Genomic DNA, 18,536 nt, shown 5'->3' with positions numbered 1-18,536 from the left:
GAGGAGGAGCAGTCGGACCCCGTCGGCGGGCCCCTCGCTTGCCGACCCCGAGCCGTTTCGCCTACGCTGACCCGGGGCTTTGTGAACGGTCACATCGCCCGAGCGAGGAGCATGATGGACCAGCGCAGGCCCACCCCCGCCGACGTGATCACGAGCGGCGCCACCGCCCTCGGCATCGAACTCGGCTCCACCCGGATCAAGGCGTGCCTGGTCGACGCGGCCGACCCGTCCGTGGTCCTCGCCGTCGGCAGCCACGAGTGGGAGAACCAGTTCGTCGACCGCCGCTGGACCTACTCCCTCGACGCCGTCCACGCGGGCCTCCAGGCCGCCTACGCGGACCTCGTCGCCGACGTCTCGTCGCGCCACGGCGTCCAGCTCTCCTCCGTCGGGGCGCTCGGCGTCTCGGCGATGATGCACGGCTACCTCCCCTTCGATGCGGACGGCGGGCTGCTCGTCCCCTTCCGCACCTGGCGCAACACCAGCACCGGGCCCGCGTCGGCCGAGCTCACCGAGCTGTTCGGCGCCAACATCCCGCTGCGCTGGTCGCTCGCGCACCTGCACCAGGCGGTCCTCGACTCCGAGCCGCACGTCGAGCGGATCGACTTCCTCACCACCCTCGCCGGCTACGTGCACTGGCGCCTCACCGGCGAGAAGGTCCTCGGAGTCGGCGACGCCTCCGGCATGGTCCCGACCGACCCGGCGACCCGCGACTACGACCAGCGTGTCGTCGACCTCTACGACGAGCGCGCGGCCGGCGCCGTGAAGCCCCTGCGCGAGCTGCTGCCCGCCGTGCTCCCCGCGGGCGCCGACGCCGGCTCGCTCACCGCCGAGGGCGCGCTCCTGCTCGACCCCACCGGCGCCCTCCGGCCCGGCGCCCCCGCCTGCCCGCCCGAGGGCGACGCCGGCACCGGCATGGTGGCGACCAACTCCGTCGCCCCGCGCACCGGCAACGTCAGCGCCGGCACCAGCATCTTCGCCATGGTCGTCCTCGAGGGCCCGCTGGAGAGCGTGCACCACGAGCTCGACCTCGTCGCGACTCCCGCCGGGGACCTCGTCGCGATGGTCCACTGCAACAACGGAGCCAGCGAGCTCGCCGGCTGGGTCGGCCTGTTCTCGCGGTTCGCCGCCGCGTCCGGCGGACCCTCCGACAGCGACGCCGTCTACGGCACCCTCTTCGCCGAGGCGCTCGAGGGCGAGGCGGACGCGGGCGGACTGCTCGCCTACAACCACCTCGCGGGCGAGCCGATCGCCGGCCTGGTCGAGGGCCGCCCGCTCGTCGTGCGCACCCCCGACTCGCGCCTCACGCTCGCCAACTTCATGCGCGCGCAGCTCTACGGCGTGTTCGGCACCCTGGCGCTGGGCATGCGCGTCCTCGCGGGCGAGGGCGTCCGGATCGACGAGATGTTCGCGCACGGAGGCATGTTCCGCACCGCCGGGGTCGCCCAGCGCTTCCTCGCCGGCGCGCTCGACGCCCCGGTCTCGGTCGCCGCGACCGCCTCCGAGGGCGGCCCGTGGGGCATGGCGGTGCTCGCCGCCTACCGCCTGCAGAGCGGAGTCGCGCTCGACGCGTACCTCACCGATCAGGTCTTCGGCGACTCCGGCTTCGAGACCGTCGCCCCCGACGCGGACGACGTCGCCGGCTTCTCCGCCTACCTCGAGCGCTACCGCGCCGGCCTCGCCGTCGAGCAGACCGCCGTCGAGACCCTCACCGACCCGCAGAACCAGGGAGCCACCGCATGACCACCCAGACCCCCGCCGTCGAGGAGGCGATCGCCCGCGTCCGCGAGGACGTCGCGCGGCTGCACTCCGAGCTCGTCCGCTACGGCCTCGTCATCTGGACCGGCGGCAACATCTCGGGCCGCGTGCCCGGCGCCGACCTCTTCGTGATCAAGCCCAGCGGCGTCTCCTACGACGACCTCGCGCCCGAGAACATGATCCTCTGCGACCTCGACGGGAACGTCGTCCCCGGCACCCCCGGCAGCGACCGCAGCCCCTCCAGCGACACCGCGGCGCACGCCTACGTGTACCGCGAGATGCCCGAGGTCGGCGGAGTCGTGCACACGCACTCCACCTACGCGACCGCGTGGGCGGCCCGCGCCGAGTCGATCCCCTGCGTCATCACCGCGATGGCCGACGAGTTCGGCGGGGAGATCCCCATCGGCCCGTTCGCGATCATCGGCGACGACTCCATCGGCCGCGGCATCGTCGCGACCCTCAGCGGGCACCGCTCGCGGGCGGTCCTGATGCAGAACCACGGCGTCTTCACCATCGGCAAGGACGCGAAGGACGCCGTCAAGGCGGCCGTCATGGCCGAGGACGTCGCCCGCACCGTGCACCTCGCGCGCCAGGGCGGCGAGCTCGTCCCCATCCCGCAGGAGTCGATCGACGCCCTGTTCGACCGCTACCAGAACGTCTACGGACAGAACCCCACCGGAGCCATCGCATGAGCGTGTACCAGAGCATCATCCCCGACCTCGCCACCCGCACCGTCTGGTTCCTGACCGGCAGCCAGGACCTCTACGGCGAGGACACCCTCCGCCAGGTCGCCGAGCAGTCGCAGGCCGTCGTCGCGCAGCTGAACGAGGCGGGCGCGATCCCCGTGACCGTCGAGTGGAAGCCGGTGCTGAAGAGCTCCGACGCCATCCGCCGCACCATGATCGAGGCGAACTCCGACGACTCCGTGGTGGGCGTCATCACCTGGATGCACACCTTCAGCCCCTCGAAGATGTGGATCCACGGCTTCGACGCGCTCGCCAAGCCGCTGCTGCACTTCCACACCCAGGCGAACGTCGCCCTGCCGTGGCAGGACATCGACTTCGACTTCATGAACCTCAACCAGGCCGCGCACGGCGACCGCGAGCACGGCTACATCCTCAGCCGGATGAGCGTGCCCCGGAAGACCGTCGTCGGCCACGCGAGCGACGCCCGCGTCACCGAGGCCATCGGCACCTGGTCGCGCGCGGCCGCCGGCTGGTCCGCCTCGCAGAGCATGAAGGTCGCCCGCTTCGGCGACAACATGCGCAACGTCGCCGTCACCGAGGGCGACAAGACCGAGGCCGAGATCCGCCTCGGCGTCAGCGTCAACACCTGGGGAGTGAACGAGCTCGTCGAGCGCGTCGACGCCGCCACCTCCGAGCAGATCGACGCCCTCGTCGCGGAGTACGTCGAGAGCTACGACGTGGTCCCCGAGCTGCTCCCCGGCGGCGAGCGCCACGAGTCGCTCCGCTACGGCGCCGCGGTCGAGATCGGCCTGCGCTCGTTCCTGGAGGAGGGCGGCTTCGAGGCGTTCACCGACAGCTTCGAGGACCTCGGCGGGCTCCGCCAGCTCCCGGGACTCGCCGTGCAGCGCCTCATGGCCGACGGCTACGGCTTCGGCGGAGAGGGCGACTGGAAGACGGCCGTCCTCATCCGCATCGCCGCGGTGATGGGCGCCGGCCTGCCCGGCGGCACGAGCCTGATGGAGGACTACACCTACGACATGACGCCCGGCGAGGAGCTCATCCTCGGCGCGCACATGCTCGAGGTGTCGCCGTCCCTGTCGTCGAAGCGCGCCTCGCTCGAGATCCACCCGCTGGGCATCGGCGGCCGCGAGGACCCGGTGCGCCTGGTCTTCACCGCCGACGCCGGCCCGGCCGTGGTGGTCGCCCTGAGCGACGTCCGCGAGCGCTTCCGCCTGGTCGCGAACAAGGTCCGGAACGTCGAGCCGCCCCAGACGCTCCCGCACCTGCCCGTCGGCCGCGCCGTCTGGCAGCCCGCCCCGGACTTCGGCACCAGCGCCGCCGCCTGGATCACCGCCGGTGCCGCGCACCACACGGTGATGACGACGCAGATCGGCCTGGAGGCGTGGGAGGACTTCGCCCGCATCGCCGGCGTCGAGCTCCTGGTGATCGACGAGTCGACCACCCTCCGCGGCTTCGAGTCCGACATCCGCTCGAACGCGGCGTACTACCGCCTGTCCCAGGGCCTGTAGATCCTGCGAGGCCGGACGGCCGGCTCCCTGCGGGGGGTCGGCCGTCCGTCGTTCCCGGCGAGCCGCCGGGTCGGGGCGGGGGGCCCGCCGCCGAGACCGGCCTGGATCGCGTCCGCGATCGAGGGCGGATCGCCCTCTCCGGCCCGTTCGGCGCCCGCTGCAGCGTCCTGGCCCCGGTTGCGGACGCGGTCGCAGCACGACGGAGGCCGGGAGGCCCGGACGGCCCTCGCGGGCAGTCGGTCCTTCCGGCCTCCGGGACGCAGGCGTGCGGCGGACGGTCAGTCGCGCGAGGTCGAGAACGCCGCGTCGAAGGCGTCGGCCGGCGGCGTGATCGCGTTGAGCTTCCGCACGAAGGCCAGGGCCTCGGGGGCGCCGTCGAGGCGGTCCATGCCGGCGTCCTCCCACTCGACGCTGGTCGGGCCGGTGTAGCCGATCGCGTTGAGCGCGCGGAACACCGGCTCCCACGGGACGGCGCCGTGCCCGGTCGAGACGAAGGTCCACCCGCGGCGCGGGTTCGCCCACGGCAGGTGCGAGCCGAGGACGCCGTTGCGGCCGTCGAGGTTGGTGACCGACTCCTTCACGTGAACGTGGAAGATGTGGTCGGCGAAGTCGAGCACGAACGCGACGCTGTCGAGCTGCTGCCAGACGAAGTGCGACGGGTCGAAGTTGAAGCCGAACGAGGCGCGGTGGCCGATCGCCTCGAGGGTGCGCTTGGCGGTCCAGTAGTCGTAGGCGATCTCGCTCGGGTGCACCTCGAGCGCGTAGCGGACGCCGACCTCCTCGAAGACGTCGAGGATCGGGTTCCAGCGGTCGGCGAAGTCCTGGTAGCCGGCGGCGATCCACTCGTCGGAGGCGGGCGGGAACATGGCCACGCCCTTCCAGATCGACGAGCCGGAGAAGCCGTTGACCTGCGTCACGCCGAGCGCGGCGGCGAAGCGGGCGGTGTCCTTGAGGTCCTGGGCGGCGCGCTGCCGGACGCCCTCGGGGTCGCCGTCGCCCCAGACGCGGTCGCTGAGGATGTCGCGGTGGCGCTCGTCGATCGGGTCGTCGCAGACCGCCTGGCCGGTGAGGTGGTTCGAGATCGCGAACACCTGGAGGCCGTTGCGCTCGAGGATGTCCTTCCGGCTCTGCACGTACTCCGCGTCGTCCCAGCGCGCCACGTCGATGTGGTCGCCCCAGCAGGCGATCTCGAGGCCGTCGTAGCCCCACTCCCCCGCGAGGCGCGCCACCTCCTCGAAGGGGAGGTCCGCCCACTGGCCGGTGAAGAGGGTGATCGGTCGCGTCATCGCGGATTCCTAACTCTCGACTCCCGCGCGCCGTCGCACCGGGAGAGGTAATTTGAGGGTTCACGCAACATATCAGGCACTCCCGCGAGCCCGAAAGGAACCGATCATCGCCCCGATCGCCGGCGCACTGTCGCGCACGCCCACCCTCGTCACCGCCACTGCGGCCCCGACCTGGGAGGAGGGCCTGATCGTCGGCAGCGGCCGCGTCGGCGCCGTGGTGCACGGCCCGGCCGACTCCCTGACCGTCCCGCTCGCCCACGAGCGCTGGTTCCTCCCCGTCAATCCGCGCCCGGACGCGCCCGACCTCGCCGGCGTCCGCGACGAGCTGCGCGGCGCCCTGCTGGCCGGCGACTCCGACACCGCCACCGCCCTGCTCGCCCGCGCCGCCCGCGACAGCGGCTACGACGGCGGCCTGATCTGGACCGACCCGCTCGGCCTCTGCGCGACCGTCACGCTGCGCACCCCCGGCGGCGTCGCCTCCGCGGTCCGCCTGATCGATCCGCTCGGCGGCGAGGCCGCGGTGGAGTGGACCGACGAGGACGGCGGCCGCCACGCCGTGCGCCTGCTCGCCCCGCACGGCGGCGAGGGCGTCCGGCTGGCTCTGGAGTCCTCCGCGGACACCGTCGTCACCGTCGAGCTCGCGCTCGGGGCCGGCGAGGCGACCTCCTTCGACACCGGCGTGCCCGACGCCTCGGCCGTGGTCTCGTCGCACGTCGAGGGCGGCGCCTCCGCGGTGCTCACGGCCGAGGCGGGCGAGGGCCCGACCGCGATCCGCGCCGTGACGCGGGCGACGAGCGGAGCGACGTGGCGCGTGGCCGGGGGCGCCGCCGTCTCGGACGTGGAGATCTCCGCGGGGGTCGCCCGCGTGCTCCGGCTGGACGTCGCGATCGGCGCGGCTCCCGACGCCTCCGCCGACCTCTCCTGGGAGGAGCTGCGCGACGCCCAGCGCGAGGGGCACGGCCGGCTGGTCGGCGCCTCCGTGCTGGATCTCGACGGCGCCTCCGACGCCGAGCTGACCGAGGACCTGTGGGACGCCGCCCGCTCCGGCGACGCGGGCGCCCGTCGCCGCGTGGTCGAGCTGGCCTGGCTGAGCGGCCGCGCGAACATCGTCGCGTCGACCGGCGAGCTGCCGCCGACGCTGCAGGGCGTCTGGCAGGGCACCTGGCGGCCGGCCTGGTCGGCCGACTACACGCTGAACGGCAACGTGCAGAACGGCGCGATGGCGGGGATGATCCCGACCGGCACGCCCGAGCTGGCGCTGTCGATCCTGGAGCTGGTGCTGCCGCACCTCGACGACTACCGCGAGAACGCGCGCCTCGTCTACGGGGCGGAGGGGATGCTCCTGCCGTCGCGGATGTCGACCCACGGCCGCGCCGACCACTTCGCGGCGAGCTACCCGCACCTCTTCTGGACGGGCTGCGGCGGCTGGGTGCTGCGCCTCGCCGCCGACGCCGTCGCGGCCACGGGAGATCGCGGCATCGTCGACGACCGGCTGTGGGAGCTGGCCGAGGGCGTGCTGCGCTTCGCCGAGACCGGGACGACAGTGGTCGACGGGGTGCGCCGGATCGTCCCCTCCTACTCCCCCGAGAACACACCGGGTGGTGCGCGCTCGCCGATAGCGGTCGATGCGACGATCGACGTCGCCGTGCTGCGGGACGCCGCGCGGGCGACGGCGCTGCTCGGGCGGGCCCGCGGCGACGACTCGCTCGACGAGCGCTGGGCGCGGGTGGTGGCGGAGCTGCCGGAGTACCGGGTCGCCGAGGACGGCACGCTGGCGGAGTGGATCGACCCGCGGTTCGCGGAGGAGATCGCGCACCGGCACGCGTCGCAGCTGTACCCGCTCTGGTACGCGGGCGACGCGGCCTTCGAGGGCCCCGGCGCCTCCGCGGTGCGGCTGCGGGCCGCCGCGGCGGCGACGGTGGCGGCGAAGATCGCGTGGCGGGCCGAGGCGCCGACCGCTCCTCCCGGGCGGATGGAGATGGCGTTCGGGCTGGTGCAGGTGGGCGTCGCGGCGGCGGCGCTGGGTGACGGGGAGGCGGCGCTGACCTGCGCGGAGTGGCTCGCGGTCGAGCACTGGTCACCGACCCTGACGACCCGGCACGACGCGGGGCGGATCTTCAACCTCGACGCCAGCGGCGGACTGCCGGGGCTCGTGGCGGCGATGCTGCTGGGATCGGATGACGAGACGCTGACGGTGCTGCCGGCACTGCCGTCCGCGTGGGCGCGGGGTGCCGTGACGGGGCTGCGCGCGCGCGGCGGGGTGGTCGTGGACCGGCTGGAGTGGTCGCCGGGGCGGGCGTCGCTGTGGGTGCGGCGGGTGCCGGGCGCGGAGTGGCTGGCACCGGCGGGCGGGACGCGGGTGCGCACGCTGCGCGACGCGGTGCTGCGGGTCGACGGGCGCGAGGTGTCGAGCGGGCTGGAGCTCGGTGCGGAGGCGGTGCGCGTGGACGTGGAGTGGCGCGGCTGAGGGCGCTGCGGAGGGTCCGGCTGCGGCACGCGGAACGAGCTCCGGTCCGCCGACGGAGGCGGAGCAGCGCACCGGGTGTCGTCCCCGCTGGCCGCCGGACCCGCCGTGTGGCCGCGTCGACGTGAGAACGAGACGCGCGCCGGATGCGGTGGGGTCGGTTCAGCTCCGCGAGTGCCCGTAGCGGTCGTAGACGCGGTTGCGAGCCGCCCGCTCGGCGGCGGGCAGGCGCTGCGCATCGGCGATCTCGTAGACGCCGAAGGTGTCGCGCAGGCGCGAGGCCGGGTCGACCTCGACGAAGGTGCACCAGGGCAGCCAGTGGTGGTGGCTGCGCAGGGTCTGGGTCGCGAAGTCGCCGCTCTCGTGGCCGAGGCCGGGCATCGCGTAGCCGATGCTGCCGTCGACGTCGGTCGACTGGCGGGTGTTGCGGTGCAGGAACTCGGCGAAATCGAGGTAGTGCTCGTCGCCCGTGATCAGGTGCAGTCGGTAGTAGCTGTACGAGCAGGCCGCCATGTAGACGTCGGCGCCGCCGCCGAGGGTGATGATGCTCTGTCCGCTGATCGAGTACCGGTTGAAGGGATGCGCCCAGGGCGCGCGGACCGGGAAGGACCACGCGTAGGTCCAGGTCTCCGTGTAGTCGGCGGCGCGGACGGCGCCCTCCAGCCAGCGCGGCTCCTCCGTCAGGTCGTACAGCGCGAGGAAGCCGAACAGTCCGTAGATGCCCGCCTCCTTGTCCTGGATGTCGGCGTTGTCGCAGGTGCCGCCGCGGTACTCCAGCGTGCGGTGGATGTTCGCGAACGACCACTCGCCGGCGCGCACGGCGGACGCGCGGTAGCGCCCCTCCCCCGTCACGAGGTGCAGCTGCACGAGGAAGCGGATCACGCTCGGGGTGTTCGAGCGCGAGTCCATCCGCACCGAGCCGTCGGCGTTGTAGGCGCGGTGGAAGCTGCCGTCGGCGTCCTGCACCTCGAGCAGCCAGTCGGCGGTCCGCCGGCAGAACTCGAGCCAGAGCGGGCGCTCGTCGCCGAGGTCCCGCAGGTGCAGGTAGGCGTCGAGGATCGCCTCGACGCCGTCGGCGAGCATCCGCAGGTAGTGCGGGTACGGCTCGAAGCCGCCGAGCGAGGGGTTGAAGCACATCCGCGGCGGGCCCGACTCGGGCAGCGCGGTCCGCGCCCAGAAGTCGACGATGCCGACGCCCTGCTCGAACGCCTCCGGCACGCCCTCGCGGTCGCCGTAGCGCAGCAGCTGGTAGCCGATGCCCGGCTGCTGCCCGACGAAGCCGAACTGGAAGGAGACGCTCGAGACGTCGAGGTCCGGCAGCTGACAGGCGAACGGCAGGCCCCAGGAGTCGCCGTAGCGGCGGGTGAGGCGCTGGAGGATCGCCATGCCGTGGTGGAAGTGCCGCTCGTTGTCGACCTCGAACAGGTCGTCGCGGAGCCGGGCGTAGGTGCTGCGCCAGGTGGCGCGCATCATCGTCGCGAAGTCGTCGTACCGGCCGAGGTCGACCGCGACGGCGTAGCGCTGGCGGAAGCCGACCTCGACCGGGTGGTTCACCCGCTGCAGGGCCTTCGGGGCGGCGTCGTAGTCGAGGCCGGAGTAGGGGTTCTCGATCGGGCGCTCGCCGTCGGCGCCCGGGTGGACGTAGTCGATCGACAGGCCCGCGGGCGGCACGTCGAGCGGGGTCCGCACGCCGAAGCCGTAGTAGAGGTAGTTCAGCGTCGTGCCCTGCGGGCGGCTCAGGCCGATCGAGCCGACGGTGCACTCCGGGTCGGTGAAGTTCTCCGAGCGGACCACGTCCAGGCGCGGCAGCGTCGCGTCGGCCGCCCAGCGCGAGAGCGCCACGGTCTCGCCGGTCGCGAGGCTCTGCGCGGCGAACAGCGGCAGCGCGTAGTGCGTCTCGGTGCGCCAGAAGTACTCGCTGCCGGGGTCGCGGCCCATCGCGTCGGCGGGCCCGAAGGCGTTGTCGCGGTACCAGGCGCCGGGGGCGAAGCACTCGTAGTCGCGGAGGTCGTCGGACCCGGTCAGCCCGAGCGAGACGGCGGTGGAGAAGCCGAGGTCGCCGCCGGCCGCCAGCACCTCGACGTCGCGGTGCACGGAGAAGCCGTCGCCCGCGACGCGCCAGACGTCGGTGACGGCGAAGGCCGACCCGGAGCGGACGGTGATCGTCCCGCTCGCGGTGATCGCCCCCTCCGACAGCGAGACGTCGTCGTAGGGCGCGCCGGAGTACTCGCTGATCGCGGCGACGGTCTTGACCGTGACGCGCAGCGGCCGGTCGTTCGCGTAGAGGACGCGCTCGCCCTTGAGCACCTCGAGGCCGCCCGCCTCGACGCGGAGGGTGTAGTCGCCGGAGCGCAGTTCCACGGTGGTTCCTTCCCGGAGGGTCATCTCAGCTCTTCTCGTCGTGCGCGCGGGGGCCGGCCGATGGGGCGGCCCCCGCCCGCTCGTCCTCGATCCGCTGCGCCCCGGGATCGAAGCGCCGCGAGCCCGGCCGGAACAGCAGCGCCACGCCGCCCTCGACCAGGCCCGCGAGCAGCAGCAGGATCGCGAACGGGATCAGCGAGATCTCGGCCCACGCGCCCATCACCGGCATCACCAGTCCGGCCGCCGTGAAGCTGACCGTGCCGAGGATCGCCGTGACGCTGCCCGCCTCGCTCGACGGGCCCTGCAGCGAGAGGTACTGCACCGGGGCGAAGCCGAGCGAGCGGCCGGCCAGCGCGAACGTCAGCGCGCCGACGACGACGAGCAGCGGCTGCGTGCCGGTGAGCGCGAGCACCGCGACCACGACGGCGCCGAGCGCCGTGACGATCGCCGAGGCGAACATCGCGAACCGGGGTCCGAACCGCGGCACGATCACCCGTCCCGTCGTCTGCCCGACCGCGATCGTCACGAGCGAGGTGACCAGGAACAGCAGCCCGTACAGGTCGGGCCCGACCGCGTAGACGTTCGTGTAGAGGAAGGGAGCGGTCGCGAGATACGCGAAGCCGACCGACCAGCCCGCGGCCGAGGCGGCGGCGAGCGCCAGCACGCGCGGCCGGCGGAGCATCCCGAAGGAGTTGCGCAGCGACGGGCCGAGCCCGCCCTGGTGCCGCCGCTCGCGGGGCAGCGTCTCGGGCAGCACCAGGAGCGCGATCACGGTCGCGAGCGCTCCCCAGGCGGCGACCGCGAGGAAGGAGCCGCGCCAGTCGATCACCTTGGTCAGCTGCGCGCCGACGGAGGGCACCAGGATCGGGAAGACCGAGACGATCACGGCGAGGTTCGCGAGCATCGTGACGAGCCGCTTGCCGCTGTAGAGGTCGCGGACGATGGCGGTGACGACGACGCCCGCGGCGGTGCAGGCGGCGCCCTGGACGAAGCGGGCCGAGAGCAGCACGGCGGTGTCGGAGGTCATCGCCGCGACGAGGCTCGCCGCGATGTGCAGCGCCGCCGAGACGCCGAGCGGCCACTTGCGGCCGACCGCGTCGCTGAGCGGTCCTGAGACGAGCTGGCCGGCCGCGAAGCCGAAGGTGGCGCCGGTGACGACCAGCTGGGCGGTCGCCACCGAGACGCCGAGATCGTCCTGCAGCGTCGGCAGGAACGGCAGCACCAGGTCGATGGTGAGCGGCCCGAAGCCGACGAGCATCGCGAAGATCGGCAGCAGGAGGCGGCCGCGGGGCATCGCTTGGACGGCGGGGGAGGCGGTGGAGGCGGTCATGAGCGCGGAGCGCAGGTCACGGAGGGGATCCTGTCCATCAGCTCCCGGCCGAGACCGGGAAGTAGAGCGAGAAGGGTTCGTCGACGACCTCGTGCAGAGGCCGGAAGCGGACGGCGGCGGGCTGGCCGACGGCGCGGTATCCGCGCAGCCACTGGGTCCACTGCCGCTCGTTGTCGGGGGCGAGCAGGGCGGGGGCGTCCTCGAGGCGCCCCCGCAGCGCGATCTCGCGGTCGACGAGGCCGGCCAGCACGATCGGGCCCTCGACGAAGGCGACCGTTCCCGGCTCGTCCGGGATCGGCACGGCGCGGATCTCGGTGCCGAAGGCGAGGTCGACGCTCGTGCGGCCGCCGGGGTGCTCGATCAGGAGCGCGCCGTCGCCCGCCCGGACGCGCTCGGCGTCGCCCGCGACCCCCGGCTCGCCGACGGTCCACTCCGGCACCCGCAGCCGCACGTGCAGCGCGACCCCCTCCTCCGAGACGATCTCGACCCGGATCCGCGAGGCGGTGGGGCGGTGCACGTCGCCCGCGGCACCCGCGTTGGCGTCCGGGCCGACGTAGCCGGCGGTGTCGAGCACCTCGACCCGCACCGCCGCGTCGCCGGCGGCGGTCGGCAGGCGCAGGCTCGCGTCGACGTGCTGCGCGATCGTCAGCTCGGCGTCGCCGCCGCGGTAGAAGACGAGCCCGGAGTGGCGCGTGTGCGCCTGCACCAGCGTGCCGTGGCAGCACCAGAAGTCCTCGGTCGGGCTGCCCCAGTCCTTGCGGGCGCCGCCCTCGAGCGGCAGGAAGTAGGCGACCATCCCGGTCCGCGGGTTCTGCTGGGCGAGGAGGCCGTTCCAGAGGTTCCGCTCGATGTAGTCGGCGTAGGCGAGGTCGCCGGTCCAGCGCAGCAGCACGTCGGCCAGCCGGATCATGTTGTAGACGACGCAGTGCTCCTGCGTCTTCTCGCCGCGGCGAGCGGCGAACGCGAAGGGCGGCGTCCAGATCTCGCCGGAGGTCTGACCGCCCGTGCAGAAGGTGCCGCGGAGGGTGACCGCCTGCTCCCAGTAGGCCTCGACGATCGTCCGCCAGCGCTCGTCGCCGGTGACCTCGTAGGCGCGGGCGGCGCCGAGGACCTCGGGGATCGTGGTGTTGGCGTGCATGTTGGTCAGCACGTCGCGGCCCTCGAGCAGGCCCTCGAAGAGGGAGCGGCGGTCGTAGCGGCCGAGCAGCTCGGTGTAGACGGGGTCGCCGGTGATCGCGAGGAGGTCGGCCCAGACCTCGAGCATGCCGCCGGTCTCGACCTCGAGGATCTCCTGGAACGCGGCGTCGTCAAATCCGCGGACCCACTCCAGCAGCGGGACCGTGGCGGCCCGCGCCATCCGCAGCGCCCGCTCGTCGCCGAGGTCGAGGTGCAGGTCGACGAGGCCCATCAGCAGCTTGTGCATCGCGTACTGCGGCGCCCAGATGGGGCGGCCGGTCGCGAGGCGGTCGAGGTAGCCGCGCGGGATCGCCCAGATCCAGCCGCCGCCGTTCTCCTCCTGGCAGCGCTCGAGACCGTCGAGCACGGAGTCGATCCGGACGCGGAGCAGCGGGTCGCCGGTGACCGCGACCTCACGGGCCGCGGCGGAGAGCCAGTGGCCGAGGAAGTGCCCGCGCAGCTGCGAGCCCGGCGTCTCCCAGCCCCAGTACCGGTCGAGACCGCGGGCCTCGCGCGAGTCCTGCGAGGGGTGCAGGTGCCAGCCCTGGTCGCCGATCCCGGCCTCGATCAGGAAGTTCTGCAGCAGTCCCTCGTCGGTGAGCGAGAGGAGGTAGTCGCGGTTGAGCCGCCGCCGCGCGTCGAGCACCCCGCGCTCCAGGCGGGTCTCGTGCGGGGCCGGGTGGGTCAGCGGCATGGGTGCTCCTCGTCGAGGCGGTGGGTGGTGGGGGTGAGCGGTGCGAGCGGTGGTCGATCGGCGCAGGTCGATCCGCGCGGTGGTCCCTCCGACCGAGGGTCGAGATCGATCTCTCGCTGTACTCAGACCAGGATCGACGATAGGAATGGGGACATGCAATCCCCGAGAGTGATCCATCTCGTCGCCGATGACGTGTCCGCCCTCCTCACTCAGTCGGGAGGCGACCTGCCCGTGCTGCTGCACTGGGGTCCGCGACTCGACGCGAGCGACGACGATCTCGCAGCTTTCGCAAGAACTCCCGTGCGGACGGGGATCGAGGGCTCCTCCGACGTCCCCTACGAGCCCGGGATCCTGCCCGAGCACACCTTGGGCTGGGCCGGCCTGCCGGGTCTCCGGGTGCACCGGGAGGGCGCCGGCTGGTCGCCGAGGCTGACCGTGGACACCGTCTCGGTGGACGGGGAGGCCCTCGCGGAGGGCGCGGTCGCGCAGGCCGGCAGCGCCGCCGTGACCGTCGAGGCGCACGACGCGCAGGCCCGGATCGGGGTCGTCCTAGAGATCGTTCTCTCTCCTGCCGGACTGCTCAGGACCCGCGTCTCGGTCCGCAACGACGGCGCCGGGCACCTCGAGGTGATCGGCGTCGACCCCGCCCTCCGGATCCCGACCGAGGCCCGCGAGATCCTGGACTTCTCCGGCCGCTGGGGCACCGAGAAGATCCCCCAGCGCCACCCCGTCGTCACCGGCACCCACTCCCGCTCCTCGCGGCGCGGCCGCACCGGCCTGGACGCGACGACGGTCGTCGCGGTCGGCACCCCCGGCTTCGACTCCGCCGACGGGCGGGTCTGGCTCTGCCACGTCGGCATCGGCGGCAACCACGAGCACGCGGTGGAGCGCGGCGACGGCTGGCTCGCCTTCCGCGGCGGCGAGCTGCTCCTGCCCGGCGAGGTGCGCCTCGCGAGCGGCGAGAGCTACTCCTCCCCCTGGATCTCCGGCAGCTTCGGCCACGGCCTCGACGCTGCGGCCGCCCGCTTCCACGCCCACCTCCGCGGGGTCTCCCGCTCCTCGCGCCGGCCGCGCCCGGTGACGCTCAACGTCTGGGAGGCGGTCTACTTCGACCAGGACCTCGCCGTCCTCGCCGAGCTGGCCGACCGAGCCGCCGCCCTCGGGGTCGAGCGCTACGTGCTCGACGACGGCTGGTTCCTCGGCCGCAGCGACGACCGCGCGGGCCTCGGCGACTGGACGCCCGACCCCGTCGCCTGGCCCGACGGCCTCCTCCCCCTCGCCGAGCACGTCCGCGGCCTGGGCATGGAGTTCGGCCTCTGGGTCGAGCCCGAGATGATCAACGAGGACTCCGACCTCGCCCGCGCGCACCCCGACTGGATCCTGCGGGCCCGCGAGGAGCTGCCGCCGCGGTTCCGCTTCCAGCAGGTGCTCGACCTGACGAACCCCGACGCGTTCGCGCACATCCTCGGCGTGCTCGACGGCCTGGTCGCCGACCTCGGCGTCGCGTACCTCAAGTGGGACCACAACCGCGACCTGATCGACGCGGGCCACCCCGCCACCGGGACGGCCGCGGTGCACGAGCAGACGCTCGCGCTGTACCGGCTGATCGACGAGCTGCGCGCCCGGCACCCGGAGCTCGAGATCGAGAGCTGCGCCTCCGGCGGCGGCCGGGTCGACCTGGGGATCCTCGAGCGCACCGACCGCGTGCACACCTCCGACAACCAGGACCCGCTGGACCGCTCGCGGATGCTGCGCTGGACCGGGCTGCTCGTGCCGCCGGAGATGCTCGGCTCGCACGTCGCCTCGCCGGTCAACTCCGTCACCGGTCGCACCAGCGACCTGCACTCCCGCTGCGCGATCGCCTTCCTCGGCCACTTCGGGATCGAGTGGGACCTCCGCGAGCTGGACGCGGAGGAGGAGCCCGTGCTGGCGGGCTGGATCGCGGCGTACCGCGAGCACCGCGGCCTGATCGCGACCGGCCGGGTCGTCGGAGGCGACGACTCCGACCCCGACGCGCCGTCGCTGCGGGGCGTCGTCGCGCCGGACGGCTCGGAGGCGCTGTACACGCTGGTCACGCCTGCGCTGACCGCGGACTCGCGCCGCCGCGTCCGACTCCCGGGCCTGGATCCGCGGGCGCGCTACCGGATCGAGGCCGCGCGCCCCGGCTCGCTCGGCCCGCCCTGGCAGAGCCCGCACTGGCTGGAGTCGACGGTGCCGCTGGACTCCGACGCCCCGGCCCCCGCCTACTCGGGGAGCCTGCTGGGCGAGGCGGGCCTGGACCTGCCGACCTTCCACGCCGACCGCGCGATCGTCCTGCGGCTCGTCCGCGAGACCGCGTGAGCACCGCCGCCGCCGACCCGTCCGCCACGACCCTGGAGCACCCCGTGAACAGCACCGTCACCGTCGACCTCGACCGCCCCGGCGCCACCATCAGCCGCCACCTCTACGGCCACTTCGCCGAGCACCTCGGCCGGTGCATCTACGACGGCTTCTGGGTCGGCGAGGACTCGCCCGTCCCGAACGAGGGCGGGATCCGCCTGGACGTCGTCGAGGCCCTCCGCGCCCTCGACATCCCCAACCTCCGCTGGCCCGGCGGCTGCTTCGCCGACCGCTACCACTGGACCAACGGCATCGGACCGCGCGAGGAGCGCCCCGGCCTGATCAACACCCAGTGGGGCGGAGTCGCGGAGGACAACTCCTTCGGCACCCACGAGTTCATGGCGCTCTGCGAGCTGCTCGGCGCCGACGCCTACATCTCGGGCAACATCGGCTCCGGCACCGTGCAGGAGATGGCGGACTGGGCCGAGTACCTCACCGGCGCGGGCAAGTCGCCGATGGCCGACCTGCGCCGCTCCCACGGCCGGGAGGAGCCGTGGACCGTCCGCTTCTGGGGGCTCGGCAACGAGACCTGGGGCTGCGGCGGCAACATGCGCGCCGGCGCCTACGCCGACCTGGCGCGGCAGTTCGGGACCTTCGTGCAGAGCGGCAACGACACTCCGCTCTACCGCGTGGCGGCCGGAGCCGACGGCGCCGACACCCACTGGACGCAGACGCTGATGGAGGTGATCCCCGAGATCGAGGGACACCCCTTCTCCTCCGTGCCGTGGGAGTCGGTCTCGGTGCACTACTACACGATCGGCGGCAGCTGGCACGCGAAGGGCAGCGCGACCGACTTCGACGCGGACACCTACTGGAGCACGATCGTGGCCGCGCAGGGGATCGAGGAGCTGCTCCGCTCGCACGCCGCGGTGATGGACGTCCACGACCCCGAGAAGAAGTACGGGATGGTGCTCGACGAGTGGGGCACCTGGTGGGACGTGGAGCCGGGGACCCACCCGGGCTTCCTCTTCCAGCAGAACACGATCCGCGACGCGATGGTCGCGGCCTGGCACTTCGACGTCTTCCACGGCTTCGCCGACCGCCTGACGATGGCGAACATCGCGCAGACGGTGAACGTGCTGCAGGCGATGCTGCTGACCGCCCCGGACGGCGGCGAGATGGTCCGCACGCCGACGTACCACGTGTTCGAGATGAACAAGGGGCACCACGACGCGACGGTTCTGCCGACCACGGTCGCCGGCCCGACGCACGCGGTCGACGGCCGCGAGATCCCCGTCGCCTCCGCCTCCGCCTCCGCGAAGGACGGCCGCGTCCTGGTCTCGCTGACCAACGTCGACCTGGAGGAGCCGCTCGAGGTCTCCCTCGACTTCCGCGGTGGGACCGTGACCGGCGCGACCGGCCGCCTCCTCACCGCCGACCGCCCCGACGCGCACAACCGGCCCGGCGCCGCCGACGAGGTGAGCCCCGTCGCCCTCGAGGGCATCGAGACCACGGCGACGGGCCTGCGCGTCACGCTGCCCCCGCACTCCTTCGCGACCGTGACGCTGGAGCTCTCGTGATCGCCGCGCGCACGGAGGCCGCCCGCCGTCCGCCGATGGGCTGGAACAGCTGGGACTTCTTCGGCGCCTCGGTGACGGAGGAGGAGGTGCTCGCGAACGCCGAGTACCTCGCCGAGCACCTCCTGCCGCACGGCTGGGACACGGTCGTCGTCGACATCCAGTGGTACGAGCCCGATCCCGGCACGAGCGACTACCAGGAGGTGTCGGAGCCGGTGCTCGACGACTGGGGACGCCCGCAGCCCGCCGTCGGCCGCTTCCCCTCCGCGGCGACGGGCGGGTTCACGGCGCTGGCCGCGCGCGTGCACGCCCTCGGCCTCCGCTTCGGCGTGCACCTGATGCGCGGCGTCCCCCGGCGGGCCGCCGAGCTCGGCCTGCCGGTGCTCGGGTCGGAGGCGACCTGCGCCGACATCGCCGACCGCGGGAACGTCTGCCCGTGGAACCCGGACAACTACGGAGTCGACATGAGCGCGCCCGGCGCGCAGCAGTACTACGACTCCGTGATGGCGCAGCTGGCCTCGTGGGGCGTCGACTTCGTGAAGCTCGACGACGTGCTCTACCCGCCGATCCAGGCGGAGGAGATCGCCGCCCTCTCCCGCGCGATCGACGCGACCGGCCGCCCGATGGTGCTGAGCCTCTCGCCCGGCAAGCAGCTCTCGCTCGAGAACCTCGAGCTGCTGCGGTCGACCGCGCAGATGTGGCGGATCTCGGACGACTTCTGGGACGACTGGGCGCACCTGCACGAGCAGTTCCAGCGGGCCGCGCGCTGGGCGCCGCACCAGCGCCCCGGCGCGTGGGCCGACGCCGACATGCTGCCGCTGGGGCGGATCGGCGTGCGCGCGCACGTGGGCGAGGACCGGCTCTCGCGGTTCACGCCCGCGGAGCAGCGGACGCTCGTGACGCTGTGGTGCCTGCTCCGCTCGCCGCTGATGATGGGCGGGCACCTCCCGGACACGCCCGCCGACACCCTGGCGCTGCTGACGAACGACGACGTCCTCGCGCTGCTCGGCAGCGACGGCAGCCGCGAGATCGTCCGCGACGGCGACCTGGTGGTGTGGTCGGCGTGGCGCGGCGACGAGCAGTGGCGCGGAGTGTTCTGGCTGGGCTCGTCGGCGCGGTCCTACTCGGCGCACCTGGCCGACCTGGGCTGCTCCGGCGCGACCTCGGCCGTCGACGTGTGGAGCGGCGCCGAGCTGCCGATCGTCGGCGGCGCCGTCGAGCTCGAGCTCGAGCCGCACGGCTGCCGCCTGCTGCGCCTGGCCTGACGCGCGGGCGCCGGCCGGGGCGGGCGGGCGGGCCCGCCCCGCCCCGCCCCGGCGAGAAGCCAGGAGTCGTCGCACTCGAGACCGACTGCGACAA

The 18,536-nt window shown here is 73.5% G+C and carries 11 protein-coding genes; 7 read left to right on the top strand and 4 right to left on the bottom strand.

Annotated features, from left to right (window positions below; genetic code table 11):
* Positions 1-114 precede the first annotated feature (114 nt).
* From C5C37_RS02225 to araA, 3 genes are read left to right on the top strand one after another with little or no spacing between them, the layout of a single operon-like run.
* Positions 115-1,740 (top strand): xylulokinase, encoded by a 1,626-nt coding sequence (locus tag C5C37_RS02225; RefSeq protein WP_104338385.1) that lies wholly within the window; start codon positions 115-117, stop codon positions 1,738-1,740.
* Positions 1,737-2,447 carry an L-ribulose-5-phosphate 4-epimerase gene (locus C5C37_RS02220; protein ID WP_104224687.1) on the top strand — a complete coding sequence of 237 codons (711 nt, stop codon included), beginning with the start codon at positions 1,737-1,739 and terminating at the stop codon, positions 2,445-2,447. The genes C5C37_RS02225 and C5C37_RS02220 overlap by 4 nt, the downstream gene beginning before the upstream one ends.
* The gene (gene araA / locus C5C37_RS02215) at positions 2,444-3,970 is read left to right on the top strand and encodes an L-arabinose isomerase (RefSeq protein WP_104282569.1); all 1,527 of its coding nucleotides are present in this window, start codon (positions 2,444-2,446) and stop codon (positions 3,968-3,970) included. The genes C5C37_RS02220 and araA overlap by 4 nt, the downstream gene beginning before the upstream one ends.
* A gap of 278 nt (positions 3,971-4,248) precedes the next feature.
* Here araA and C5C37_RS02210 read toward each other — a convergent pair whose 3' ends face one another.
* Positions 4,249-5,256: a sugar phosphate isomerase/epimerase gene (locus tag C5C37_RS02210; protein ID WP_104226056.1), complete on the bottom strand. Its 1,008-nt coding sequence runs from the start codon at positions 5,254-5,256 to the stop codon at positions 4,249-4,251.
* A 52-nt stretch (positions 5,257-5,308) separates the two neighbouring features.
* On the opposite strand from C5C37_RS02210, the gene C5C37_RS17095 reads away from it, so the two are divergent.
* Positions 5,309-7,723 carry a glycoside hydrolase family 95-like protein gene (locus C5C37_RS17095; RefSeq protein ID WP_146085171.1) on the top strand — a complete coding sequence of 805 codons (2,415 nt, stop codon included), beginning with the start codon at positions 5,309-5,311 and terminating at the stop codon, positions 7,721-7,723.
* A gap of 159 nt (positions 7,724-7,882) precedes the next feature.
* Here C5C37_RS17095 and C5C37_RS02200 read toward each other — a convergent pair whose 3' ends face one another.
* Genes C5C37_RS02200 through C5C37_RS02190 form a run of 3 tightly spaced genes read right to left on the bottom strand, consistent with a single transcriptional unit; the run spans position 7,883 to position 13,281 of the window.
* Complete coding sequence (locus C5C37_RS02200) at positions 7,883-10,081, bottom strand: hypothetical protein (protein WP_104338460.1); 2,199 nt, start codon at positions 10,079-10,081, stop codon at positions 7,883-7,885.
* Positions 10,082-10,106: 25 nt separating this feature from the next.
* Positions 10,107-11,411 (bottom strand): multidrug effflux MFS transporter, encoded by a 1,305-nt coding sequence (locus C5C37_RS02195; RefSeq protein WP_104287769.1) that lies wholly within the window; start codon positions 11,409-11,411, stop codon positions 10,107-10,109.
* 37 nt (positions 11,412-11,448) lie between these two features.
* Positions 11,449-13,281, bottom strand: coding sequence for a beta-L-arabinofuranosidase domain-containing protein (locus C5C37_RS02190; RefSeq protein WP_181065750.1), 1,833 nt, complete (start codon positions 13,279-13,281; stop codon positions 11,449-11,451).
* Between the two features lie 153 nt (positions 13,282-13,434).
* Between C5C37_RS02190 and C5C37_RS02185 the strand changes: the two genes are divergently transcribed.
* The 3 genes from C5C37_RS02185 to C5C37_RS02175 are packed head-to-tail and all read left to right on the top strand — an operon-like array spanning position 13,435 to position 18,442.
* Positions 13,435-15,621: an alpha-galactosidase gene (locus C5C37_RS02185; protein WP_104338459.1), complete on the top strand. Its 2,187-nt coding sequence runs from the start codon at positions 13,435-13,437 to the stop codon at positions 15,619-15,621.
* A complete protein-coding gene (locus C5C37_RS02180; RefSeq protein ID WP_308471047.1) occupies positions 15,618-17,180 on the top strand; it encodes an alpha-L-arabinofuranosidase C-terminal domain-containing protein in 1,563 nt (520 codons plus the stop codon). The genes C5C37_RS02185 and C5C37_RS02180 overlap by 4 nt, the downstream gene beginning before the upstream one ends.
* Complete coding sequence (locus C5C37_RS02175; protein ID WP_258074007.1) at positions 17,177-18,442, top strand: glycoside hydrolase family 27 protein; 1,266 nt, start codon at positions 17,177-17,179, stop codon at positions 18,440-18,442. The genes C5C37_RS02180 and C5C37_RS02175 overlap by 4 nt, the downstream gene beginning before the upstream one ends.
* The last annotated feature ends 94 nt before the right edge of the window (positions 18,443-18,536 follow it).

This window comes from Rathayibacter sp. AY1F9, from assembly GCF_002932155.1.
Classification (GTDB): Bacteria; Actinomycetota; Actinomycetes; order Actinomycetales; family Microbacteriaceae; genus Rathayibacter.
The sequence above is the reverse complement of the archived record's forward strand: the minus strand, read 5'-3'. Positions and strand labels throughout refer to the sequence as shown.